The organism is Parasphingorhabdus flavimaris, from assembly GCF_013371215.1.
Taxonomy (GTDB): Bacteria; Pseudomonadota; Alphaproteobacteria; order Sphingomonadales; family Sphingomonadaceae; genus Parasphingorhabdus; species Parasphingorhabdus flavimaris.
Genome location: NZ_JABWMH010000005.1, coordinates 61,929 through 84,450, shown reverse-complemented (window position 1 = coordinate 84,450; position 22,522 = coordinate 61,929). Strand labels below are relative to the sequence as shown.

The 22,522-nt window shown below is 59.7% G+C and carries 23 protein-coding genes; 14 read left to right on the top strand and 9 right to left on the bottom strand.

The annotated features are described in order from the left end of the window. The 5 genes from HUO14_RS14960 to HUO14_RS14940 all read right to left on the bottom strand — a co-directional run bounded on the left by HUO14_RS14960 (position 1) and on the right by HUO14_RS14940 (position 5,843). A complete protein-coding gene (locus HUO14_RS14960; protein ID WP_246255708.1) occupies positions 1-780 on the bottom strand; it encodes a TorF family putative porin in 780 nt (259 codons plus the stop codon). A gap of 303 nt (positions 781-1,083) precedes the next feature. After that, positions 1,084-2,421 carry a mechanosensitive ion channel family protein gene (locus HUO14_RS14955; RefSeq protein ID WP_176280651.1) on the bottom strand — a complete coding sequence of 446 codons (1,338 nt, stop codon included), beginning with the start codon at positions 2,419-2,421 and terminating at the stop codon, positions 1,084-1,086. Further along, positions 2,418-3,617: a cystathionine beta-lyase gene (gene metC / locus HUO14_RS14950; RefSeq protein ID WP_176280650.1), complete on the bottom strand. Its 1,200-nt coding sequence runs from the start codon at positions 3,615-3,617 to the stop codon at positions 2,418-2,420. The genes HUO14_RS14955 and metC overlap by 4 nt, the downstream gene beginning before the upstream one ends. Positions 3,618-3,643: 26 nt before the next feature. Beyond that, complete coding sequence (gene sseA / locus HUO14_RS14945; RefSeq protein WP_176280649.1) at positions 3,644-4,480, bottom strand: 3-mercaptopyruvate sulfurtransferase; 837 nt, start codon at positions 4,478-4,480, stop codon at positions 3,644-3,646. A gap of 193 nt (positions 4,481-4,673) precedes the next feature. Further along, a complete protein-coding gene (locus HUO14_RS14940) occupies positions 4,674-5,843 on the bottom strand; it encodes a hypothetical protein (RefSeq protein WP_176280648.1) in 1,170 nt (389 codons plus the stop codon). A gap of 141 nt (positions 5,844-5,984) precedes the next feature. Here HUO14_RS14940 and queF point away from each other — a divergent pair, with 141 nt between their 5' ends. The 3 genes from queF to HUO14_RS14925 all read left to right on the top strand — a co-directional run bounded on the left by queF (position 5,985) and on the right by HUO14_RS14925 (position 8,017). Then, on the top strand, positions 5,985-6,455 hold the full coding sequence (queF, locus tag HUO14_RS14935; RefSeq protein WP_176280647.1) for a preQ(1) synthase: 471 nt from the start codon (positions 5,985-5,987) through the stop codon (positions 6,453-6,455). Then, a complete protein-coding gene (locus HUO14_RS14930) occupies positions 6,455-7,543 on the top strand; it encodes a glutathione S-transferase family protein (protein WP_176280646.1) in 1,089 nt (362 codons plus the stop codon). Before queF ends, HUO14_RS14930 begins: the two co-directional genes overlap by 1 nt. An 81-nt stretch (positions 7,544-7,624) precedes the next feature. Then, a complete protein-coding gene (locus tag HUO14_RS14925) occupies positions 7,625-8,017 on the top strand; it encodes an acyl-CoA thioesterase (RefSeq protein ID WP_176280645.1) in 393 nt (130 codons plus the stop codon). A 48-nt stretch (positions 8,018-8,065) separates the two neighbouring features. Here HUO14_RS14925 and HUO14_RS14920 read toward each other — a convergent pair whose 3' ends face one another. From HUO14_RS14920 to hflK, 4 genes are all read right to left on the bottom strand, one after another. Next, positions 8,066-9,646, bottom strand: a complete 1,581-nt coding sequence (locus tag HUO14_RS14920; protein ID WP_176280644.1) for a helicase HerA-like domain-containing protein — start codon at positions 9,644-9,646, stop codon at positions 8,066-8,068. A gap of 104 nt (positions 9,647-9,750) precedes the next feature. After that, positions 9,751-11,292: a Do family serine endopeptidase gene (locus HUO14_RS14915; protein ID WP_176280643.1), complete on the bottom strand. Its 1,542-nt coding sequence runs from the start codon at positions 11,290-11,292 to the stop codon at positions 9,751-9,753. Positions 11,293-11,567: 275 nt separating this feature from the next. Next, positions 11,568-12,419 carry a protease modulator HflC gene (gene hflC, locus HUO14_RS14910; protein WP_176280853.1) on the bottom strand — a complete coding sequence of 284 codons (852 nt, stop codon included), beginning with the start codon at positions 12,417-12,419 and terminating at the stop codon, positions 11,568-11,570. After that, positions 12,419-13,459, bottom strand: coding sequence for an FtsH protease activity modulator HflK (gene hflK, locus HUO14_RS14905; RefSeq protein ID WP_176280852.1), 1,041 nt, complete (start codon positions 13,457-13,459; stop codon positions 12,419-12,421). The genes hflC and hflK overlap by 1 nt, the downstream gene beginning before the upstream one ends. Before the next feature lie 131 nt (positions 13,460-13,590). On the opposite strand from hflK, the gene HUO14_RS14900 reads away from it, so the two are divergent. The 11 genes from HUO14_RS14900 (at position 13,591) to HUO14_RS14850 (ending at position 22,499) form a co-directional block, all read left to right on the top strand. Then, positions 13,591-14,553 carry an Mrp/NBP35 family ATP-binding protein gene (locus tag HUO14_RS14900; RefSeq protein ID WP_176280642.1) on the top strand — a complete coding sequence of 321 codons (963 nt, stop codon included), beginning with the start codon at positions 13,591-13,593 and terminating at the stop codon, positions 14,551-14,553. Between the two features lie 17 nt (positions 14,554-14,570). Beyond that, complete coding sequence (locus HUO14_RS14895) at positions 14,571-15,008, top strand: CoA-binding protein (RefSeq protein ID WP_176280641.1); 438 nt, start codon at positions 14,571-14,573, stop codon at positions 15,006-15,008. After that, complete coding sequence (locus HUO14_RS14890) at positions 14,998-17,286, top strand: xanthine dehydrogenase family protein molybdopterin-binding subunit (protein WP_176280640.1); 2,289 nt, start codon at positions 14,998-15,000, stop codon at positions 17,284-17,286. The genes HUO14_RS14895 and HUO14_RS14890 overlap by 11 nt, the downstream gene beginning before the upstream one ends. Further along, the gene (gene hemH / locus HUO14_RS14885) at positions 17,283-18,290 is read left to right on the top strand and encodes a ferrochelatase (RefSeq protein ID WP_176280639.1); all 1,008 of its coding nucleotides are present in this window, start codon (positions 17,283-17,285) and stop codon (positions 18,288-18,290) included. The genes HUO14_RS14890 and hemH overlap by 4 nt, the downstream gene beginning before the upstream one ends. Then, positions 18,281-18,544 carry a ribbon-helix-helix domain-containing protein gene (locus HUO14_RS14880; RefSeq protein ID WP_176280638.1) on the top strand — a complete coding sequence of 88 codons (264 nt, stop codon included), beginning with the start codon at positions 18,281-18,283 and terminating at the stop codon, positions 18,542-18,544. Before hemH ends, HUO14_RS14880 begins: the two co-directional genes overlap by 10 nt. Before the next feature lie 9 nt (positions 18,545-18,553). Beyond that, positions 18,554-18,931 (top strand): fluoride efflux transporter CrcB, encoded by a 378-nt coding sequence (gene crcB, locus HUO14_RS14875; protein WP_176280637.1) that lies wholly within the window; start codon positions 18,554-18,556, stop codon positions 18,929-18,931. A 68-nt stretch (positions 18,932-18,999) separates the two neighbouring features. After that, complete coding sequence (locus HUO14_RS14870; protein WP_246255737.1) at positions 19,000-20,217, top strand: RluA family pseudouridine synthase; 1,218 nt, start codon at positions 19,000-19,002, stop codon at positions 20,215-20,217. After that, positions 20,217-20,852, top strand: a complete 636-nt coding sequence (locus tag HUO14_RS14865) for an FMN-binding negative transcriptional regulator (RefSeq protein WP_176280635.1) — start codon at positions 20,217-20,219, stop codon at positions 20,850-20,852. The genes HUO14_RS14870 and HUO14_RS14865 overlap by 1 nt, the downstream gene beginning before the upstream one ends. Beyond that, positions 20,849-21,505, top strand: coding sequence for an HAD-IA family hydrolase (locus tag HUO14_RS14860; protein ID WP_176280634.1), 657 nt, complete (start codon positions 20,849-20,851; stop codon positions 21,503-21,505). The genes HUO14_RS14865 and HUO14_RS14860 overlap by 4 nt, the downstream gene beginning before the upstream one ends. Beyond that, positions 21,502-21,804, top strand: a complete 303-nt coding sequence (locus HUO14_RS14855; RefSeq protein ID WP_176280633.1) for a hypothetical protein — start codon at positions 21,502-21,504, stop codon at positions 21,802-21,804. The genes HUO14_RS14860 and HUO14_RS14855 overlap by 4 nt, the downstream gene beginning before the upstream one ends. After that, entirely contained in the window at positions 21,801-22,499 is a 699-nt protein-coding gene (locus HUO14_RS14850) for an ATP12 family protein (RefSeq protein ID WP_176280632.1), read from the top strand. The genes HUO14_RS14855 and HUO14_RS14850 overlap by 4 nt, the downstream gene beginning before the upstream one ends. Positions 22,500-22,522: the final 23 nt, after the last annotated feature.

Genomic DNA, 22,522 nt, shown 5'->3' with positions numbered 1-22,522 from the left:
TTAGAACGAGACGCCGAGGGTGAATACGATCGCGCTGTCAGTGAAATTGTTGACCGCTGGCGCATCGGTATCGGTATAGGCCAGGGTTGCGGTCAGATTGTCGGTAACCGCCCAATCCACACCGAGCATCCAGTCGACATAATCACTGTCGCCAAGAACGCCGGTTGGATTGCCCAACGAACCGTCATTGATCCCGATATTGGCATTCAAGGTAATCGGCGTATTCGGAATTCCTGCCGATGCGCCGGTATAGATGTAGACATTGTCGGAATTTCCGAGGCTGTCCTGGCTCCAGGCATATGCGATTCCGCTTGTGAGCTCGACCGGACCGATGGAGCCGGCAACCGAAGCATAGGGCTCGAAATAGTCGCTCGGGCCAGCGATGCCGCCTTCACCATTGGGGTAGATGAAGTAAAGCAGTCCGACATCGAGGGTCAGGCCGGATGTCACTTCACCCGACCAGCCGCCGTAAACGTCCAGCTCGGTGTGGCCATATGTGGCGCTGTCTTCGATGGAAGAACCCCAGGTCCCTATATAGAAGCCGCTTTCATGGGCGACATCGATGCCGCCCTGGATGGCGATATCGCCGTCGGAAAAGGACAGGCCGCGGAAACGGTAATCTGAGGTGACCGCTGCATTTCCTGAAATTGTGATCGCGCTGGGCGCGTCGGCGTCCTGAGCGAAGGCCGGCGCCGCTGTGCTGGCCAGCAGGATGGCCGAAAGGCCGGCGAGGTTCAGTTTGGCTTTTTTGCCAAGGCTATTCATATTGGACGTGCGCATGGAAATCCCTTTCTCGTTGATGCGAATCGCCCCTCCTGTATTCTGCTTCGGCTGTCTTTTTATTGCGCCAGATGCCCCGAACGCGAACAGTCTCCAAACATGTAAGGTAAAACTGGTCCAAATTATTGCGCCGCACAAGAAAGAAAACGACAGAATTGGTGACATAAATTGAAAATGTTGCCGATGCGCCACAAAATGTTTTGCGGTCGCTTAAAATTTAGGCGGATATGATTCAGAGTGGCTAATAATGCGTCACTTCATGTCCCGGGCGGTCATTGCCAGCTCCCGGTTTGATCGAAACGTTTATTTGGTTGCGGTCGATTCTGGGTTGCTCACCGTCGGTTTCGAGCCGGCTTCAAGTTTGATAATCCCGCCCTCCGGCAAGGATTTGATATGGACGTCGCGCTGCGGGAACGGAATTTCGACGTCATGTTCCTTGAACAGGTCCCAGACCCGCTTCAGGATCGCGGCCTTGAAATTGCCGACGCCCGACTGCGGATCCTTGATCCAGCAGCGGATTTCGAAATTGACGCTATTGTCTCCGAATTCGAGCATCCACACGACCGGCTTGGGATGGTTCAATACGCGCGGTACATCGACACAGGCCTGTTTCATCAACTCGATCGCCTGATCCATGTCGGTATTATAGGAAACCCCCACCGGTATGCTGATCCGGACATTGGGGCTGGAGTAGGACCAGTTTTCGACTTCGCGGGTCATCAGATCCTCGTTCGGAATCAGATGCTCCTTGCCTTCGCGGGTCAGGACCGAGACCGCGCGCACGCCGATCTTGTTGACCCAGCCATAGGTATCGCCGACCGCGATCACGTCGCCTGGCTTGATCGAACGGTCCATCAGCAGGATGATGCCGGCGATCAGGTTGCCGATGGTTTTCTGCATGCCGAAGCCGATGGCGAGGCCGAATGCGCCGGAGAAGACCGCCAGCGCGGTCAGGTCAATACCGAGGATGTCGAGGCCGAGTACGAAAGCACCGGTGAAAATCGCGACAATAGCAAGCTTCTGGCCCAGGACTTTCTGCGCACCATCCAGCTGGCTGTTGCCAATGACATGCGTGACTATTTTCATCAGGGCGCGGGCCACTGCGAACAGCATGACGGCGGTCATCGCCCCGGTTACGATCCACCACAGGGATATCCGGCGGGAGCCGAGGTCAAAGCCGACCCGTTCCATTGCCTCGGCGATCGGCGCGATGCCGCCAACCAGACCGGAGCCGATGGTGACGAAAAGAGCCAGGCCGATCGCGGTGCCCAGCCAGTCCGGCATCCGTACCCCGCGGATCAGGTCATTGGCAAACAGGCCGACGGTGATCGCGATGGTTAGGGAAAAGACGACCTGCGCGATCAGATGCCAGGGATAGGCGGCCAGAAATATGCCGCACAGGATGAACGTGGTCGCCCGGCGGGTCATGTCGCGAATGCGACGGCCGGCAAGTTCGCTTTCATAGCCGGCGCGCGCTTCCCAGAGGTGGCGCAATTTGGGCCCGATATATTTGCTGAGATACCAGCCCGCCGTCAAGGCGATGGCAGCCAGTCCGGCGGCAACGATACCTTCAATATACTGGATGTTGCGCGGCGTATCGGGAGCCAGGGCTTCCAGATATTTGAGGGCGTTTTCGATCATGATTGCGCACTTTGGTAATGTTCAAAGCCTTTGGCAATGTCCGCCATCAAATCGTCGGGATCCTCCAGTCCGATGTTCAGCCGCACCAGCGGGCCTGTTCCGGCCCATTGCGTTGCCGTGCGATGCTTCGCCGGATCAACCGGCAGGGCGAGGCTTTCAAAACCGCCCCAGCTATAACCGATGCCGAACAGCGTCAGCGCATCGATGAAGGCGGCGCGGCTCTGGTCGTCGCCGTCTGACAGTTCGAAAGAAAAAAGACCCGAAGCACCCTTGAAATCCCGCTTCCAGATTTCATGCCCCGGGCAATCGGGCAGGGCAGGGTGGAGGACCAGGCCGACTTCTGGTCGTTGCTTCAGCCAGCGGGCGATTTGCAGCGCGCTCGCTTCATGCTGGCGCAGCCGGACGTCGAGCGTTCTGAGGCCGCGTGCGGCAAGATAGGCGTCGTCGGGTGATACCACCTGGCCCAGTTGCTGGGCGATGCGGCGGAGCCGGGTCCAATATTTGTCATGGGTGGTGACCGCGCCCATCATGACGTCGCTATGACCGACGATATATTTGGTCGCCGCAACTATGGTGATATCAACGCCATGTTCCAGCGCCGGAAAGAATCGCGAGGTCGCCCATGTGTTGTCGAGCAGGGTGACAATGCCGGCGGCCTGCGCCGCCCGGCAGATCGCCGGGACGTCCTGAACCTCGAAGGTCAGGCTTCCCGGGCTTTCCATCAGGATTGCCTTGGTATTCGGACCGAAAAGAGTGGCGACGTCCGCACCAATCAATGGATCATAATAGCGCGCGCTGATCCCCATTCGTTTGAGGAAAACATCGGCAAAGCTGCGGCTGGGGTCATAGCTGCTGTCGGTAAGAAGGACCTCGTCACCCGGCTGTAACACCGCCAGCAGCGCACAGGAAATGGCGGCGACACCAGAAGGGTAGAGCATTGTCCCGGCTGCACCGGGCTCCATTTCCGTCAGTGCCTCGGCCAGCGACCACTGGGTCGGCGAGCCACGGCGGCCATAGAAAAAACGGCCGTCGTCGTTCGATTTCAGGCCTTCCCTGAGATGGGCTACATCGTCATAAAGATGCGTGCTGCCGCGCCAGACCGGCGGATTGACCACGGCCCCGGTCCAGATTTTCCGTCGACCGCCGGTAACCACCTGCGTCGCAGGCTTTTTTGAACCAGGGTCGTGATCGGCCAACTATAGTTCCAGCAGCGTCGTCATCTTCAAGCGGTTTCTTTCGGAGTGTCTGCGTCGGCACCCCATTCGGCCCAGCTGCCATCATAAAGGGCGGTTTTTTCCGCGCCGGCGAGCGCCGCTGCAAAGGAAACCACCGCAGCGGTCATTCCCGAACCACAGGTCGTGACCAGCGGTTTGGCAAGATCGATACCAGCGTCGCTGAAGATAGTCTTGATTTCGTCGGCGCTTTTCCATGTTCCATCAGCGTTGAAGAAGCTGCTGTGAGGGATATTGGTCGAGCCCGGGATATGGCCGGAAGCTGTGTCGCCGCGAGGATCGGGGGTTTCGCCGCTGAACCGGTCGGCAGGGCGTGCGTCGACAACCTGTTCGTCCTTGCTGTGCAGATTGGCGAGTAGATCGGCCTTGGTGCGGACGTCCTTTTCGTCTTTCCAGACGGTGAAATGGCGGTGGCGCAGAGCTTCCTTGCCGGTTTCCAATGGCCGGCCTTCGGCTTTCCATTTGGCGATGCCGCCATCGAGAATGGCGACTTCATGGGCGCCGAAAATCGTCAGCATCCACCAGGCGCGGGCTGCGCTCTTGAGCGGGCTGTCGTCATAGAGAACCACGCGGCTGCCGTCGCCGAGGCCGAGCGACTGCATGCGGCTGGCAAATTTCTCGGCCGGCGGCAGCATATTATCGATCGGGTTGCCTGAATCCGTCAATTCGCTCAGGTCCATGAATACTGCACCGGGGATGTGGCCCGCCTCATATTCCGCTGCAGGATTGCGTCCGGCATCGGCCATGAATTTCGTCGCGTCGACGATTCGCAGATCGGACGCACCCAATTCATTGGCCAGCCACTCGGTCGTTACCAGCAATTCCATATTAAACTCCTCATGCCCGCAAATATTTGCGCGTTTCGACCCGCCGTCTAGCGATTCGATTTCCTGACGTCGAGGCTATATCGCATTGCTCCGCGAATCCACCGCTTATGTGGACTTTTTACATGGAAAACCGAGGCCGTGATCTGTGACCTCGGCCACAATCATTTCTGGCTGCTGGCGGGGCCTGAATATCTCATCCCTCGGCGAGCCGGCGGTGACCAAGCGGGGCAAAGCTGCGGGGGCCCAAGTCCAGCCGGAACGGTGCCATTTTCGGGCGCTGTGGCTGATGCTCCTGGCCGACCAGATAGGCGGCCGTCTGAAAATGTTCGAAGCCTGCGCCATCGGTATATTTAATCGAAATTTGCACCAATGGAACGAACAGGGCTTGCGAACGGAATTTGATCGGATCGATGCTGGTCAGGGGGATCCGCAATTCGGAGATGACCGTTTCGGTCTCGCCGGCCCGCAGGCTGGGAATGACCTGCAATGGCGCGAGATCGCCCGACAAGGGAGCGCCGCTGCCATTTTTTGCCGCCTGAACCATGGCGCCGTCAACCCTGATGTCCGTCAGAGCGTCATCGCCCTGATTGGAGAGTGTCAGCTCGAATCCCACCACTGCATTGAACAGGGTCGCATTGGCCTTTCGGGGCTCAAAGCCTATCGCGATGACCGGCGCCATTGGGGCAGGTGCCGGCTGAATTTCAGCTGGAACAGCCGGGCCGGCTTTGAGGGCATCAATCCGGACAGCCTTCGTAACCCTGGAGCGCGCGCGATATGTGCGCCACAGATATATCCCGCTCAGCATCGCAAAAAACAGTGCTGCGACCAGCAACAGCAGCCAGTCATTCGCCCGGTCAGGCGGATCGGGCGCTTCAGGCTTTGCCAGAGCTTCGGGCGGCGCCGGATTTGCTTCGGTCTCCGTGATTGTCCGGTCGGGCGCTGAGGGCCGCTCTGCTGTTGCCGCTGCGGGTTCCTCGCGCGCCGGTTGCGGTTCCATCGGCGTCACCGCTTCGGTGGTCCCGGGGCGGGGCGGGGCCTGTCTGACCGGTGTCCGCGCTGGACTGCTTTCGCTGTCTGCAGGGCCGGAATTTTCACTATCGGATCGCGCTGGCGCTCTGGCTGGCGCTCTGGCTGGGGCTGGGGCTGGGCCTGGCGCAACAACAGGTGGGCGGGCCAGCGGAATTTCCTCGTCAACTGGTCCCTGCAGGACATTCTGGTCCGATGTCTGATCCGGGCCGGGCGGTAGCGAATAATTCTCCAGCGAAGACCGGGGTCGGGGATTGGGCAGCGGGTCTTCGCTGGACACCTGCGCGATAGCGGTCGCGCTCGGGAACAGTGCCGCTGCCGCGCCCGCCAAAATCATCCTCAAGCCAATATGTGCGACCGTCTGAAAAACAACCATATCCCTGTTCATCTCTCGGCGATTTGCGGCCCGATGCGCTGAACCGTCGATGAATGCACCAGGGGTGATGACATGAAGCGCCCCGTGCATTAGATGATCGGAATGACAAATGACCCCTCCTCACCATCTGCCCCGAAATTTCTGGGCCAGGTCAGCGCTATGCCCTCTTCTCCGGAAGAGGCGATTCTCGATTATGTGCCCAATCCCCGCGCAGGCGAACTCTATCTGACACGCTTCGCCGTGCCGGAATTTACCTCGCTTTGCCCGGTGACCGGCCAGCCGGACTTTGCCCATCTGGTGATCGACTATGCCCCGGCGGAAACCATCGTCGAATCCAAGTCGCTCAAGCTGTTTCTCGGCTCGTTCCGCAATCATGCCGCCTTTCATGAAGACTGCACGGTGGGGATAGGCAAACGGCTGTTCGACGAGATGAAACCGAAATGGCTGCGGATCGGCGGTTACTGGTATCCGCGTGGTGGCATACCGATTGATGTGTTCTGGCAATCGGACGAGCCGCCCAAAGGATTGTGGATACCCGATCAGGGCGTTGCATCCTATCGCGGACGCGGCTGATGGCCCATAAATTATACGCGGCGCCGCTGTCCCTCTATTCCGGCAAGGCCCGGGCCTATCTCGACTGGAAGGGCGTGGATTACGAAGAAATCCTGAGTTCCACCGATGTCTACAAGAGGATCATCGTTCCCAAGGTCGGGCGGCCGGTGATCCCGGTGATGGAAACCGAAGAGGGTGAAACGCTTCAGGACACGACGTTGATCATCGACCATTACGAGGCGACGATCGGCGGCCCTTCGGTCTATCCCGAGACGCCGAAACAGCGGCTGGCGGCATTGCTGCTGGAGCTGTTCGGTGATGAATGGCTGGTGATACCGGCGATGCACTACCGGTGGAATTATAACGAAGAATGGGTCTATGGCGAATTTGGCGCGACCGCGGCGCCGGATGCCAGCAAGGAAGAGCAGCTGGCAATCGGTCGCGAGCGGGGCGCCAATTTCAAGGGATTTTGCCCGGTTCTGGGCATTAATCCGCAAACCATTCCGGCCATTGAAGCCGGTTATGAAGCATTGCTCGCCGATCTCGACGCGCATTTTTCGGTCCATGATTATCTGTTCGGCTCGCGTCCGTCGATCGGCGACTATGGCCTGATCGGACCGCTATACGCCCATCTCTACCGGGATCCTGCGTCGGGCGCGATCATGAAGCGCCTGGCCCCGCGGGTTGCCGCCTGGGTCGAACGGATGGTCGATGTCCAGGCGCCGCTATCGGGAGAATTTCTGCCGAATGACGAAGTGCCGGAGACATTGATCCCCGTGCTCGAGCGGATGATGGACGAGCAGATGCCGTTTCTCCAGACCACCGCGGACATGCTGGCGAGCTGGTCCGAAGCCAATCCGGAAACCGAATTGCCGCGTGCCGTCGGCATGGCTGAATTTACGATCGAAGGCGTCAGCGGCCAGCGGATCGCGGCACCGTTCAGCCTGTGGATGTTGCAGCGCGCTCTCGACTATTATCGGGGCCTGGAAGGCGGCGACAAATCTGCGGCAGATGAATTTCTATCAACGGTCAATGGCGCATCGACCTTCCGGAATTTCACAATGGAACGGCCATTGCGGTTCGAGAATTTCCGGCTTTCGCTGGGTTGAAACTGGGAACCGTCCGGGAATTTGCAACAATAATCCAGTTTACCCTATCAATCGGCCTCCGCAATTCTTATTGTCAGGTTCATGAGCAGCATTCCGCACCATCACAGCATTGCGATTCAGCCCGGCGATATCGATTTCATGGGCCATGTGAACAATGCCAATTATCTGACCTGGGTGCAGGATGCCGTGATCGCGCACTGGCAGAAAATCGCGCCGTCAGAAGCGGTGACTGCCCATTTGTGGGTCGCCCTCAAACACGAGATTACCTACCGCAAGCCGGCTTTTCTCGAGGATGATGTAATTGCCGAAGTGCTGCTGGAGAAAGTCCACGGTGCCCGCGCCTTCTACAGCACTGTCATCCGTCGCGGCGAAGAAGTGCTCGCGGAAGTGCAGTCGAGCTGGTGCTGTATCGATGCCGACACCCTGCGCCCGACCCGTCTCGCGAAAGATATTGTCGCGAAATTCTTCGGCTAGAAAATGCCAGCCCTTGCGCCGCGCATTTGTAGCGCAGCGCGGCGGCGGCTAACGCATCAACCCGCCGATCAGGTTGCGAACGAAGCGTCCGGCAACCGGCCCGGCAAGGTCCGTAACCACCGAACCCACCGCAGACGTAACGCCGGTCCGCATCGGATTGGCCCGGGATTTCTTGCCGAGCATTGTCGACGCGGCCATGCCCGCCGCTGAACCCATCGCGACCTTTGCGCCGCGGCTGAAGGCCTTTTCCCAGATACTCTTGGTCTTGCGCGACCGCTTGCCGACCTCGGCTTCGCCCTTTTCCTCGACCTCCTTCGCCGTCTCCGTGGCGTCGATGACCTTTTGCGCCAGGATTTCCTCGGCGCTATTCCTGTCGACCTCTACGTCATATTTGCCGTCATAAGGTGAAATGGAACCGATGATCGCGCGTTCCTTGGCGGTGACCGGTCCGAGGCGGGAGCGCGGCGGCTTGATCAGGGTGCGCTGGACTATCGAGGGAGCACCGTCCTCCAGCAGGGTCGAGACCAGCGCCTCGCCGACCCGCAATTCGGTGATCGCCTCCTCGACGTCGAGATCGGGGTTGATCCGGAACGTGTCGGCAGCGGCCTTGATCGCCTTCTTGTCGCGGGGGGTGAAGGCACGCAAAGCATGCTGCACGCGGTTGCCCAGCTGGCCGGCTATTTTCTGTGGAATGTCGATCGGGTTCTGGGTGACGAAGAAGACACCGACGCCCTTGGACCGGATCAGACGGACGACCTGCTCGATCTTGTCTTCCAGCGCCTTGGGCGCATCGTCGAAAAGCAGGTGGGCTTCGTCGAAGAAGAAAACCAGCTTCGGCTTGGTTGGATCGCCGACCTCCGGCAGGGTCTCGAACAATTCGGCCAGCAACCAGAGCAGGAATGTCGCGTAGAGTTTCGGGCTGCGCATCAGCTGATCGGCAGCGAGCACGTTGATATAGCCGCGCCCCTGGTCGTCGCATCTGATGAAATCATCGATTTCCAGAGCGGGTTCGCCAAAAAACTGGCCGGCACCCTGGCTGTCGAGTTGCAGCAACTGGCGCTGGATCGCGCCGACACTGGCCTTGCTGACATTGCCATATTTGGCCGATAGCTGCTTTGCGTTCTCTGCGGTATAAGCCAGCATCGACTGCAGATCGTCGAGGTTGAGCAGCAGCAGGCCTTGCTCATCGGCAAAACGGAACACGATATTGAGCACGCCTTCCTGGGTGTCGTTCAAATCCATCAGACGAGCGAGCAGGAGTGGCCCCATCTCCGTGATGGTGGTGCGGATCGGATGGCCCTGTTTGCCATAAAGGTCCCAGAAAACGGCAGGATTGTCGGAATAGGCATAATCGCTCATGCCGAGCTCCGTCGCGCGTTCCTCAAGCTTGTCGGCATGTTTGAATTGCGGGGAACCCGACATCGAGACGCCGGACAGATCGCCTTTGACATCGGCGACAAAGACCGGGACGCCGTTGGCGGAAAAACTTTCCGCGAGCCCCTGCAGCGTGACGGTTTTGCCGGTACCGGTGGCGCCGGCGATCAGGCCGTGCCGGTTGGCGCGGGAGAGGGCGAGGCTTTGCCGCTCACCGCCACCCAGTCCGAGAAAAATATCTGTTGCAGCGGTCATTGGCGGATTCCCTCAATCGGTTTGTAAACTTGCGGCCAGCTTGACGCAAAAAAAAGGCCGGCGTCAAGCACCGGCCTTTTTCAGTTACATTTGTTTAGAAGTGCCTAGTCATCCTGCAGACGGACCGCGACAAATTGCGGATCGCGGGCGCCGCGCCGGATTTGCAGCAGCACAGCTTCGCGATTCGAGCTTTTCGCCGTGTTGATCGCCTTGTCCAGGTCGGCCGCGGTTTCAACCGGCTGACGGTTGACGCTGGTGATCAGAAAACCGCGCCTGATGCCCTTTTGAGCGGCATCGCTGTTCGGGTTGACCGTCGATACGACGACACCCTTTTGGGTCGATGGGACACCGATCTGGCGCGCGATTGTCGGTGTCAGGTCGACAACCGACAGTCCGAGTGCGTCGGCGGTCGCCTGCGCGCTGGCGCCATCGTCATTCTGGCCCATCGCATTGTCTTCCGCATCGGGATCGAACGTGCTGCCGGCCAGTTCTTCTTCGGACGGACGTTTGCCAAGCTTGGCATTGACCTTGATTGTCTTGCCGCCGCGCATCAGTTCGATCGGAACGTCGGTACCGACCGGAAGATTCGCCACCAGATAGGACAGGGTCTGATCCGGGGTAACGGTCTTGCCGTTCACCTTGGTGATCACGTCACCTGCCTGAATACCGGCTTTCTGCGCTGCTTCGCCCGGTTCGACGCGCTGGACAAATTCTCCGCGATTCTTTTCGAGGCCAAGCGAGTCGGCCAGGTCTTCCGAAAGGGCGCTGATCTGGACGCCGAGATAGCCGCGTTCGATTGACTGGCCCTTTTTCAAGGTTTCGACAATCGGCACCGCGACTTCGGCGGGGATGGCAAAGCCGATACCGACATTGCCGCCGGTCGGCGAAATGATCGCGTTGTTGATGCCGATGACATTACCGTTGAGATCGAACATCGGTCCGCCGCTATTGCCGCGGTTGATCGAGGCGTCGGTCTGCAGGAAACGGTCATAGGCGCCGCCCTGGCCGGTGTTCCGGTGGATGGCAGATATGATACCGGTGGTAACGGTCCCGCCCAGCCCGAAAGGATTGCCGATCGCAATCACCCAGTCACCGACGCGGGTTGCGTTGCTGTCACCGAACTTGACGAACGGCAGCGGCCTGGATGACTTGATCTTCAGGACAGCAATATCCGAAGCGGCATCGCGTCCGACCAGCTCGGCTTCATATTCGGTGCGGTCCGGCATGATCACCTTGATCGATTCAATCGTTGCATTTCGGTTGCCCGGCGCAACGACATGGTTGTTGGTGACGACATAGCCATCGGCTGAAATGATGAAGCCGGAACCCAGCGACTGGGCTTCGCGGGTCTGTGCACCGCCGTTGCCGCCCTGGGGGTTGCCGAACAGGCTGCCGAAAGGAGTGCCGGCGAAAGGATTGCTGTTGTTCACCCGGACGCGCTGGGTGGTCGAGATATTGACCACAGCGGGCTGCAACTGTTCGGTCAGATCTGCAAAGCTCATCGGTGCATTGGCACGCGGTGCCACATTGCGCATCACCGAGCTGTCGTTGGCGGCGGTCTGGGCACCCGCCGGAACGACGCCGGTCAAGGTTGCTGCACTGCCGGCCAAAAGCAAAGCTGTTGAAATTCCGTAAGCGTAACGCACTGATATTTTCCTCTCAAAATTCTGGCGGGAGAAATAGATGTCTGCCGCCAAATCCGTTCAAAATCACAAAAACAATGGCGCGATTTTCATGAACGGAAATTGAATATTAGCATATTTGTTCGCCGATCTTAAGCGCAGAGCGGCGAGGCACTTCCGATGACAACCTATTTGGGTGCGTCAAAGCCTTTTCGCAACCCGCGAATCGTCCCTGGTCGAAAAAATCCGACTCTGTGCAGAAAAGACGACAAATGTAGTCGATCGCCTTCCGGCGGCGACTATTGTCCCCGGAACTGACGCAGATATTCATTGTCCGGCGACAGGACGAACGAGCTTTGCGGACCGTCCGAATTGCTCGGCAGGAAGGTCGTTTCATAGCTTTTCATGGCGCGGTAGAAATCATAGAATTGCGGGTCCTTGCCAAAGCTTTCCGCATAGGTCCGGGCGGCGCTCGCATCGGCTTCCGCGCGGATGATCTGCGCCTGCTTTGCGCCCTGGGCACGGATGGTCCGGGCTTCCTGGTCACGCGCGGTCCGCATTCTTTCGTAAGCGCTGTCCAGCGGCGTGCCGTCGGGCAGATCGGCGCGCTTGATCCGCACGTCGACAATCTCCGCACCATATTGCCGCGCAACCCGGTTGAGACCGGCCTGGATATTGTCCATCACCTGACCGCGTTCCGGGCTAAGCAAGGCGGCGAACGGACGTTTGCCGAGTTCGTTTCTGAGGGCAGAACCGAGAATAGGTCTCAGTTCGTCCGAAACCCGCTCTTCGCTACCAGCCGCGATATACATGCGCAGCGGATCGGTGATCCGGAAGCGGGCAAAGGCGTCGACCTGCAGACGAAGCTGGTCGGTCGACAGCACTTGCTGCTGTTCCATCTCGACGTCGCGGATACGCTTGTCGATCCAGACGACCTGTTCGATGAACGGTATTTTGGGCAACAGGCCGGCACCGGTCTGTCCGAAAGGGACGCCATTCTGGTAACGGTTGATGATGCGCACCGGTTCACCGAAACGGACGACCACGCCCTGGCGGGTTTCCGGCACGATGATAAGCGTATTCAGCAAGGTGAACAGGGCTGCGATAACGATCACGCCGAGCGCGACTGGGTTCTGGAAAATCCGGTTCATCATTTGCCCTCCACGGTTGTAATGGGCTGTTGCTGCGACCGTTTCTTCAATTCCGGCAACGCCAGATAAGGGGTAACGCCTCGTGCTTCGACCACCGTCTTGTCGACCTTGGACAGAACGCGCTCCATCGTTTCATAATACATGCGCTGTCTCGTCACCGTCGGGGCCAGCCGATATTCCTCGTAAACCTTGTCAAAGGCCGCAGATTCGCCTTGCGCCTGAGCGGTCAGCTGCTGCGCATAGGCGCGGGCTTCGTTGAGATAGGTTTGCGCGGTCTGCTGGGCAGCGGACACTTCCTTGAAGGCATCATTGACCTTGGCGGGAGGATCGGCCTTCTTGATAGCGATACCGCGAATGACGACACCGGCACCATAGCCGTCGAGCAATTGCTGCATATTGCGTTCGACCTGCTGTTCGATTTCGGTCCGTTCGGATCCGATCGTGTCATCAAGAGTGAAATTGGCAACCGACGCGCGCATCGCTGCTTCGGCCACTTCCCGAATGGTTTCTTCCGGTTCGGCGATCTGGAAAAGGAACAGTTCGGGTGCCTTGATGTTCCAGCGCACCGAATATGCTAGATCGACGATATTCTGGTCGCCGGTCAGGATCAGCTTTTCGGTTTCACCTTCCGGTATGTCGATGGTCCGGATGTCTTCGACATCAAGCTTGGTAACCTGTTCGACCGGACTGGGGAGCGAGAAGTGCAGGCCGGGCTGCATGGTCCGGGAATAGGAACCCAGGAATGTCACGACGCCGCGTTCCTGCGGGCTGATCCGGTGGATGCTGCTCAGCAGGACCCAGAGGATGATAAAGCCGATCAGCAGGACAGGCCACCAGGGGCGTCCGCCCGGACGTGATGGCATGCCGCCCTTGAAACCGCCGCCGGTTCCTTTCTTGAACAATTCCTCTAGCGAGCCGGCGCCCTTGCGCCCGCCGCCGGAAGAACCGCCGGGAGGATTGCCCCACGGATTGCGGGGGCCGCCGCCATTGCCGTTGCCGCCATCATTGCCGCCACCGTCGTTGCCCCAGGGGCCGGCCATGTTCAAAATTGAGCCCAAAATCGATCTGCGGCGCGCTTCACCGTTAATATTATCATTCATAGCTTCTTTATAGGTAGCACGCCGCCAGAAAAACAGTGTCAATCCGAGAAAAGTGTAACTATGTCGATCGGATGACCGATATTTCCACAATCGAGGCAGCGCTGGACGCTGTCGCCAAGGGCCGTTTCAGCGCGGTAAAATTTTCCGAAGGGCGTGTTACCCTCGTGCTTAATGTCGGCGGACTGGATGTGCGGGAGCGCGGCCAGATCGAGATTGCGGTGAAAGGCAAGTTGCTGGATTTGGACGGCGTCGCAAAGGTCGATGTCGCAATGACCGCCGAAAAAGTCGAGCGGCGTCTGATCGCCGTCGCCAGTGGCAAGGGCGGTGTCGGCAAATCTACCCTGTCCACCAATCTGGCGATCGCGATGCAGCGGCTGGGCCGCAAGGTCGGGATGGTCGACGCCGATATATATGGTCCCTCGCAACCGCGGCTGCTCCATTGTGAGGGAAAGCGGCCCGAAGCGGAGGGCAAGCAGCTGATCCCGGTGCCGAATGACTATGACGTACCGGTCCTGTCGATGGGGCATCTCGCAAAACCGGGGCAGGCGATTGCCTGGCGCGGGCCGATGGCGGGCAAGGCGCTGGAACAGTTGATCGACGCCCACTGGGGCGATGTCGAGGAGCTGATCGTCGACATGCCGCCCGGTACCGGCGATGTGCAATTGTCGATGATGCAGAATCACAAACCGGTGGGGGCGGTGATTGTCTCGACGCCGCAGGATCTGGCTTTGATGGACGCAACCCGCGCGGTTGACCTGTTCAACCAGGCCAAGATCCCGATCATCGGCATGGTCGAGAATATGGCCGGCTATCAATGTCCGCATTGCGGAGAAGTGAGCGATCCATTCGGGGCAGGCGGGGCGGAAGCCGCGGCCAAAACGATGGGCATGCCGTTTCTCGGCAGAATCCCGCTCGACATCGAAATTCGCAAGTCGAGCGATGGCGGCACGCCGCCGGCTTGTACCGACGACGTCCACGGACAAGCGTTCCGCGATGTTGCCAAAAAGCTCGCGACATGGTTGGATAATCAGTAAACGACAGGAATGGCATCATGCTGCTGCAAAGCGATCAGGAAATAACCGAACTGCTGGCCTCGACAAGGCGCATCGCACTGGTCGGCGCCTCCGATAAACCGGAACGCGCGAGCAACGAGGTTCTCAAATTTCTGCTTGGACAGGGCTATGATGTGGTTCCGGTCAACCCGCTTCTTGCCGGACAGTCTCTCCATGGCGTGATCGTGGTTGAATCCCTGTCGCATATCGAGGGCGCGATCGACATGGTCGATATCTTCCGCAATTCCGAGGCTGCCGGTGATGTCGTCGACGAGGCGATTGCAGCGGATGCCAAATCGGTGTGGATGCAGCTTGCCGTGATCAACGAAGCAGCAGCGGCGCGGGCGACCGCTGCCGGTCTCAAGGTGGTCATGGACCGATGTCCGAAAATCGAATTACCGCGTCTGGGCCTGTTGAAGGAACCCCATGGCGGCTGATCCAGAGAGCGAACCGGTCGAAAAATCCCCATCCGGATTGACTCGCCGCAAATTCCTGATCGGCGGCGCTGCCGGGGCGGGGCTGGTGGTAGCATGGGCGGTCTGGCCGCGCAGCTACGAGCCCAATGTCGCGGCCACTGAGAATGAACAGGTTTTCGGTGCTTTTCTGAAAATATCCGAAGATGGCCAGGTCATCGTCGTCGTTCCGCAAAGCGAAATGGGCCAGGGCGTCTATACCGTGCTGCCGCAAATATTGGCCGACGAACTCGGCGCGGACTGGCGCACGGTTGCCGTGGAACCTGCGCCGATCAATCCGCTGTACAGCAACAGTCTGCTGGCCGGGCAATGGGCGGAATCCCTGATGCCGTCCGGTGTCGGGAAGCTCGCCAACAACGCCGCGCTGCAATGGATCACCCAGAATGTTACCCTCCGCGACCAATTCATGGTGACGGCGGATTCAACCTCGATTCCCGGTTTTGCGGCAAGCTTTCGCGAAGCAGGAGCCGCGGCAAGAGTATTGCTGACCAAAGCGGCAGCGGCCCGGTGGGATGTGGCCTGGGAAACCTGCACGGTTGAAAATGGCGTGATCTCCAGTGGCGACAAAAAATTGCGGTTCGGGGAATTGGTCCGCGAGGCGGCTCAGGAATCCCTGCCCGATCCCGTGCCGCTCCGCCCGGCCGGCGAAGGCAATCTGACCGGACAGGATGTGCCGCGTCTCGATCTGCCGAGCAAACTTGACGGTTCTGCCAATTTCGCCGGGGACATCCGGCTGCCCGACATGGTTTTTGCCGCGATCCGGCAAGGGCCGATTGGTGAAACCCGGTTGAAGTCGTTCAACCGGGCTGGCGCTAGCAAGATCACCGGTTTTATCGACGTGGTTGAAGGCGGGAAATGGATTGCGGCTGTGGCCACCAACTGGTGGGCCGCCAATCGGGCTCTCGACAAGATGAGTCCGGTATTCGAGACCAGGGGCTTCATGGCCGACAGCGACAAGATCGACACGGCCCTGCGCGAGGCGCTGGAAGAAGGTCCCGGGACACGCTTTATCTCGCGCGGCGATACCAGGGGCGTGTTTGCCGAGGATAATATTCACCGTGCCCGTTATCACGCCGAGGCCGCGCTGCATGCGCCAATCGAGACGCGGACCGCGACGGCGGAATATAAGGATGGCGGGCTGGAGCTCTGGATGGCCACCCAGGCGCCGGTTGCAGCGGTCCAGTCTGCTGCGCGGGCGCTGAATATCGGCCAGGACCGGGTGACGCTCTATCCGATGCTGAGCGGCGGGTCGTTCGACCGCAACCTCGACAATGACATCGCTGCACAGGTCGCGCTGATCGCCAGAAAAATGGATCGACCGGTCCAGCTGGTTTGGTCGCGTGCCGAAGAGATAATGCACGACCATTATCGGGCCCCGAGCCAGGCGCGGCTCGATGCGGCGATGGCAAAGGCCGGACGGGTAGAAGCGTTGCAGATCAAGATCGCCGCTCCGCCATCGTCGCGGGAACAGGTCAAGCGGCTGTTTGATGGAATGGGTCCGGTCGAAGCGATGCACGAGACGCTCGGCGAGGCTGATATCAAGGCGGTGGCCGGTCTCGAAGTGCCCTATGATATTCCCAATCTGACCGTCGATCACCATAGCGCTTTCGTCGGTGTGCCGACCGGCAACTGGCGCAGCAATGCCCATAGCAGCAACATATTCTATCTCGAATCCTTCATCGATGAACTGGCGGCCAAAGCCGGTATCGAGCCCTTGTCTTTCCGCATGCAGATGATGAACAGTGCGCCGCGCCTGACCCGGTGTCTGACCAGCGTGGCGGCGATGGCCGGATGGGACGGTGGTCTCGACAACAGCGGTCAGGGCATGGCCTGCCACAGCATGCGCGGCGGGCATATTGCCGTTATAGCGAGCGCGAGCAGGGCGAGTAGCGGCATGGAGGTTCGCCGTATTTCGGCAACGGTCGACATCGGACGGATCATTCACCCCGATATCGCGAGGCAGCAGATCGAGGGCGGCATCGTGTTCGGACTGGCAATGGCGCTGGGCAGCGCGACCCGGTTTCAGGATGGACTGCCGACGGCGAGGCGGTTGCGCGATCTGTCGCTGCCCCGACTGGCGGAAATACCTCCGATCCAGATTGAATTCATCCGCAGCGATGAAGAGCCGGCCGGCTACGAAGAACTCGGCGTACCGGCGGTCGCGCCGGCCGTGGCCAACGCATTATTCTCGGCAACCGGCACCCGGTTCCGGCAGCTGCCATTATTCGGGGAAATATCATGAGAGCCATTGGACCATTGCCAGCGGATCATCCGCCGGTGGCGGCGAAGAAGATCGGTGTGTTGCTGGTCAATCTCGGCACGCCCGATGCGCCCGAGAAGAAAGCGGTCAAACGCTATCTCAAGGAATTTCTGTCGGACAAGCGAGTGGTCGAGATACCATCGATTATCTGGCAGCCGATATTGCGCGGGATCATTCTCAACACCAGGCCTGCGAAATCGGCCGAGGCCTATAGTCTGGTCTGGACCGAAGACGGTTCGCCGCTGGCCTCCTACACCCGAAAGCAGGCTGAAAAGCTTGCCGGTAAAATGGACGGCGTGATGGTTGACTGGGCGATGCGTTACGGCAATCCGAGCGTGAAAAGCCGGCTGGATATGATGAAGGCGGCGGGATGCGACCGCATTTTGATCGCGCCGCTCTATCCCCAATATAGCGGAGCCACCACCGCCAGCGTGCATGATGCGGTGTTTGACGCGATCGCCGCCATGCGCTGGCAACCGGCGATCCGTCTGCTGCCCGCCTATCACGACGACCCCGCCTATATCGATGCGCTGGCGACCAGTCTCGAGCGCGATATTTCGGCGCTCGAATTTGTCCCCGACGCGATTGTCGCAAGTTTTCACGGCATGCCGCAGCGGACGCTGGAACTGGGCGACCCCTATCATTGCCACTGCCGAAAAACCGCGCGATTATTGTCCGAAAAGATGGGCCGCGAACTGGTGGTGGCGTTTCAGTCACGCTTTGGCCGGGCGAAATGGCTCGAACCGGCGACCGACACGACGCTGGAAGCGCTCGCCGGGCAGGGGAAGAAGAATATCGCGATCTTCGCGCCGGGTTTTTCGAGCGATTGTCTGGAAACCTGCGAGGAACTGGCGATCAGGGGCAAGGAGCAGTTCGAAGCCGGGGGCGGCGAGAAATTTGCCTATCTGCCCTGCCTCAATGACAGCGACATCGGAATCGACATGCTCGATATACTGGTGCGGCGGGAATTGTCCGGGTGGATCTAGAAAAGCCCGAAATTTTCCACCCGCCGGTCAAGCGCAGCATCACCATCGCAGCGCATCAGACGTCGATTTCCCTGGAGCCGCTGTTCTGGGATCTGCTCAAAGATGCTGCCGAACAGCGCGGTCTGCCGCTCAACGCATTGGTCGCGCGGATCGACGTCGAACGGATTGCCGCAGCGCAGCCGCCGGGGCTCGCCACCGCCATCCGCTTGTGGCTGACCAATGATCTGCTTGGAAAAATCACCCAAGCCGACTAAGGGACGCCCATGAACGCTACCCTTCTTGTCATGGCAGGCGGTGCGATGGGTGCGGCGGGACGCTATCATCTCGGCCGACTTGTCTTCCATCTTGCTCCCTTGGGTTATCCCATCGGTACCCTGGTGGCCAATTTGACCGGCGGTCTGTTGATGGGTGTGTTGGCGGGGGTTTTGGCCCGCAGTAATTTTATCGACGAGCCGTGGCGGCTATTGCTTGGCGTTGGCCTGCTGGGCGGTTTCACAACTTTTTCGGCCTTTAGTTTGGAAGTTCTCAATATGATTGAGCGAAATGAATGGGGCATGGCTGTCGGTTACGCCCTGCTCTCGGTTATCGGCTCGGTGCTCGCATTATTTGCGGGCCTGATGGCCGTGCGAGCAGTGGCATGAGCGGTTTTGATCCCACAGCCGAAAGCGGCTCCGAGGAAGAATCGCCCCAGGGCTCGCCCAAGGAGCAGATGCAGGCGCTGAAGACGCTTGATGTCCGGCAATTCACGGTTTCTCCCGATGATGACGATATCCGGGTCGACCGCTGGTTCAAACGCCATATGGAAGATGTGCCGTTCAACGTGGTGTCGCGCTGGGCGCGGACCGGTCAGTTGCGGCTTGATGGCAAGAGAGTGGCGCCGGGCGATCGGGTCCAGGCCGGGCAGGTGTTGCGCGTACCGCCACAGGAAATCGAACGGCCGGGCCGGGTTGCCAAGGCCAAGACCGACCTGTCGCAGGATCAGATCGATTTTGTCCGCGAACTGGTGATCCACAAGGACAAGTCCGCAATCGTGGTCAACAAACCTCCGGGCCTGGCTACCCAGGGTGGCAGCAAGACCACGACCCATCTCGATGGTCTGCTTGACGGGCTGACCTATGATGCGAAATCGCGGCCCAAGCTGGTCCACCGGCTCGACAAGGATACCAGTGGCGTGATCCTGCTGGCGCGCTCGCCGGGCGCGGCATCCTTTTTCTCCAAACGTTTTGCCGGTCGCGATGTCCGCAAGGTCTATTGGGCGATTGTCATGGGCGTGCCGGAAATCGCCGATGGCGTGATCGACCTGCCGCTTTCGAAACAGCCGGGTTCCGGCGGCGAGAAAATGCATGTCGACGAAGAAAACGGCCAGTCGGCCAAGTCGCGCTACCGGATTATCGAACGCGCCGGCAACCGCGCCTGCTGGGTCGAATTACAGCCCTATAGCGGTCGCACCCACCAGCTGCGCGTGCATATGGCAGCGATTGGCCACCCGATCGTCGGCGACGGCAAATATGGCGGCAAGGACGCCTTTCTGACCGGCACGATCAGCCGCAAGATGCACTTGCACGCGCGACGTCTGCGGATCGAGCATCCCGACGGCCACAATCTCGATGTGACCGCCGATCTGCCAACCCATTTCGCCGAAACGATCGACAATCTGGGCCTCGACCTGATCCTCGGCGATCTGCCGCTCGACGAGAAGAAGCCCGGCGGAAAAATGGTCCGCAAACAACAGGCCAAGGCGCACGCCAAGATGATCCGCAAGGACAAGCGCGGCGAACGTCGTGGCCGCGGCGAGAGCGACGGCAAGCCGACCAAGGCGGGCAAGCCGACCAAGCGCGAACGGCCGAATGCCGGCAAGGCAACCCACAAGAAGAACATGCCGCACAAGGCAAAGGTCAAACAGGCTCTCCACAAGAAACCCAAATAATGCATCCCGATCCCGCCTTCCGATGGCCCAAATCTGCCAATGATCATCAGGACGCCGACGAGCGGGCCGCGCTCGAGGCGATGATTGTCGACATCGGGTTCGGGATGGTCTTTGCCGAAACGCCGGATGGCCCGCGGGTCGCTCATGTACCGGTGTTTTCCACCGGCGACGGCGCGCTGCAATTCCATCTGTCGCGCGGCAATGCCCTGGCCAACCATATTGCCAATGGCAAGGCGCTCTGCGTGATCAACGGCCCCGATGCCTATATCAGTCCCGACTGGTACGGAATCGAAGATCAGGTGCCGACCTGGAATTATCTGGCACTGGAGCTGGAAGGCCCGGTTCGCAAGATGGAGCGCGAAGGGTTGATCAGCCTGCTCGACGATCTGTCCGCGCAGAATGAAGCGAAGCTGGCACCGAAGAAACCGTGGCATCGGGACAAGATGGATGCGGAAAAATTCGACAAGATGGTCAACGCGATTGTCGGTTTTGAAATGGAAATACTGGCCTGGCGTCCGACCGCCAAGCTGGGCCAGAACAAACCGGATGCGGTGCGGGAAAAAGCCGCTGCTGCGCTGGATGCTACCGGTCGCCGGGCGATGGCGCATTTGATGAAGGAATTCGGGACAAGATGACCAACAAGCTCGCCCTGTTCGATTGCGACGGCACGATGGTCGACAGTCAGGCCAATATCTGCGCTTCGATGGACCAGGCGTTCACGAAACACGGTCTCGTCCCGCCCGACCATCATCTGGTGCGCCGGATCGTCGGCCTCAGCCTGACGGAAGCGGTGGCCCAGCTCCACCCCGAAGGCGATCACGAGATTGTCGCTGCGGTCACCCAGTCCTACAAGGACGGGTTCGTGGAACTGCGCCAGGCGGGCGGGCTTCACGAGCCGCTTTATGACGGTTTGCTCGAAATACTGGAAACGTTGGAAGCATCCGGCTGGGTTCTGGGCGTGGCCACGGGCAAGTCCGATCGGGGTCTTCGCCATGTGCTGGAAACCCACGGTCTGTCGGACCGTTTTGTCACGCTGCAGACCGCCGACCGCCATCCGTCAAAGCCGCATCCGGCGATGGTGGAGCTAGCGATTCTTGAGGCTGGCGCAGCGCCCGAGACCACCGCGATGATCGGCGATACCAGCTTTGATATGGAAATGGCGGTCAACGCCAGGGTGCGCGCGGTGGGGGTCGACTGGGGCTATCATGACGAGCATGAATTGATCAGCGCGGGCGCGGAAGTGGTTGCCGCAACCATGAGCGACTTGAACGGAATATTGAACCGATGAGCGACCCTATTGACGACGAACCGGAATATATTCCTGACCCGATAAAGGAAAAACAGGCCAGAGCTGTGCATTTTCTGGTCAGTTTTGTGCGTTTGCTCGGGGTGATTCTGGTGATGCTCGGACTGGCTATCGTGCTGGATCGCCTGCCGCCGGTTCCTCCGCTTTCGGGCTATCCGCTGATCTTTTTGGGTCTGGCCCAGATGTGGGCCGCGCCGGTCTGGATCATCCGCAAATATATTCGCGCCCGGGTGGCCGAGGAAGAAATGGCCAGGGCGGCGGAAGGCACGGACGAACAGTGAAACGCTTTTATAAAGAGGCATCGGTTTCACCGGTCGGCGACGCCTTTGCCATTCTGCTCGACGACCGCCCGGTAAAGACGCCGCAGCGCAACCCGCTTGCCCTTCCCACGGCCCGTCTCGCCGAAGCGATTGCCGCCGAATGGGCGGCGCAAGGCGAGGATATCAATCCCGCGACAATGCCACTGACCGGTCTGGCGCAGGGGGCGCTGGACCAGGTCGCCAACGAGCGCGGCAGGATTGTCGATCGTATCGCGGCCTTTGCCGATAGCGACATGCTCTATTATCGCGCCGATGCCGGGCAACAGGCGCTGGTCGATCATCAGGCAGACCGCTGGGACCCTTTGCTCGACTGGGCGCGGCAACGTTATGATGTCGATTTCAATCTGATCTACGGCATCCGCTATGAAGCCCAGCCGGAGCAGACGATCGAGCGACTTGCCGAGGCCGTCGAGGCGCAGGATGGCTTTGCCGTCGCCGCGATGTTGTCTCTGGTCGGCCTGTCCGGTTCGCTGATCGCGACGCTGGCGCTGGTCGAGAAGGCCTATGATGCCACGAAGCTCTGGCCATTGGTCAATCTGGAAGAGCTCTGGCAGGAGCAGCAATGGGGCCGCGACGATGTGGCGGTGGCCATGCGCAACCTGAAACAGGCCGAATTCGAGGCTGCGACGCGTTTTCTCGACCTGTCGCGTACTTAGCTTTTCCCTTTATGCGATTTTTC

What these genes read in the sequence shown, in the direction of transcription:
- HUO14_RS14960 (WP_246255708.1), bottom strand. Translation starts at nt 780, where the DNA reads ATGCGCACGTCCAATATGAATAGCCTTGGCAAAAAAGCCAAACTGAAC.
- HUO14_RS14955 (WP_176280651.1), bottom strand. Translation starts at nt 2,421, where the DNA reads ATGATCGAAAACGCCCTCAAATATCTGGAAGCCCTGGCTCCCGATACG.
- sseA (WP_176280649.1), bottom strand. Translation starts at nt 4,480, where the DNA reads ATGGAATTGCTGGTAACGACCGAGTGGCTGGCCAATGAATTGGGTGCG.
- HUO14_RS14940 (WP_176280648.1), bottom strand. Translation starts at nt 5,843, where the DNA reads ATGATTTTGGCGGGCGCGGCAGCGGCACTGTTCCCGAGCGCGACCGCT.
- queF (WP_176280647.1), top strand. Translation starts at nt 5,985, where the DNA reads ATGACAAATGACCCCTCCTCACCATCTGCCCCGAAATTTCTGGGCCAG.
- HUO14_RS14930 (WP_176280646.1), top strand. Translation starts at nt 6,455, where the DNA reads ATGGCCCATAAATTATACGCGGCGCCGCTGTCCCTCTATTCCGGCAAG.
- HUO14_RS14925 (WP_176280645.1), top strand. Translation starts at nt 7,625, where the DNA reads ATGAGCAGCATTCCGCACCATCACAGCATTGCGATTCAGCCCGGCGAT.
- HUO14_RS14920 (WP_176280644.1), bottom strand. Translation starts at nt 9,646, where the DNA reads ATGACCGCTGCAACAGATATTTTTCTCGGACTGGGTGGCGGTGAGCGG.
- hflC (WP_176280853.1), bottom strand. Translation starts at nt 12,419, where the DNA reads ATGAACCGGATTTTCCAGAACCCAGTCGCGCTCGGCGTGATCGTTATC.
- hflK (WP_176280852.1), bottom strand. Translation starts at nt 13,459, where the DNA reads ATGGCCGGCCCCTGGGGCAACGACGGTGGCGGCAATGATGGCGGCAAC.
- HUO14_RS14900 (WP_176280642.1), top strand. Translation starts at nt 13,591, where the DNA reads ATGACCGATATTTCCACAATCGAGGCAGCGCTGGACGCTGTCGCCAAG.
- HUO14_RS14895 (WP_176280641.1), top strand. Translation starts at nt 14,571, where the DNA reads ATGCTGCTGCAAAGCGATCAGGAAATAACCGAACTGCTGGCCTCGACA.
- HUO14_RS14890 (WP_176280640.1), top strand. Translation starts at nt 14,998, where the DNA reads ATGGCGGCTGATCCAGAGAGCGAACCGGTCGAAAAATCCCCATCCGGA.
- hemH (WP_176280639.1), top strand. Translation starts at nt 17,283, where the DNA reads ATGAGAGCCATTGGACCATTGCCAGCGGATCATCCGCCGGTGGCGGCG.
- crcB (WP_176280637.1), top strand. Translation starts at nt 18,554, where the DNA reads ATGAACGCTACCCTTCTTGTCATGGCAGGCGGTGCGATGGGTGCGGCG.
- HUO14_RS14870 (WP_246255737.1), top strand. Translation starts at nt 19,000, where the DNA reads ATGCAGGCGCTGAAGACGCTTGATGTCCGGCAATTCACGGTTTCTCCC.
- HUO14_RS14865 (WP_176280635.1), top strand. Translation starts at nt 20,217, where the DNA reads ATGCATCCCGATCCCGCCTTCCGATGGCCCAAATCTGCCAATGATCAT.
- HUO14_RS14860 (WP_176280634.1), top strand. Translation starts at nt 20,849, where the DNA reads ATGACCAACAAGCTCGCCCTGTTCGATTGCGACGGCACGATGGTCGAC.
- HUO14_RS14855 (WP_176280633.1), top strand. Translation starts at nt 21,502, where the DNA reads ATGAGCGACCCTATTGACGACGAACCGGAATATATTCCTGACCCGATA.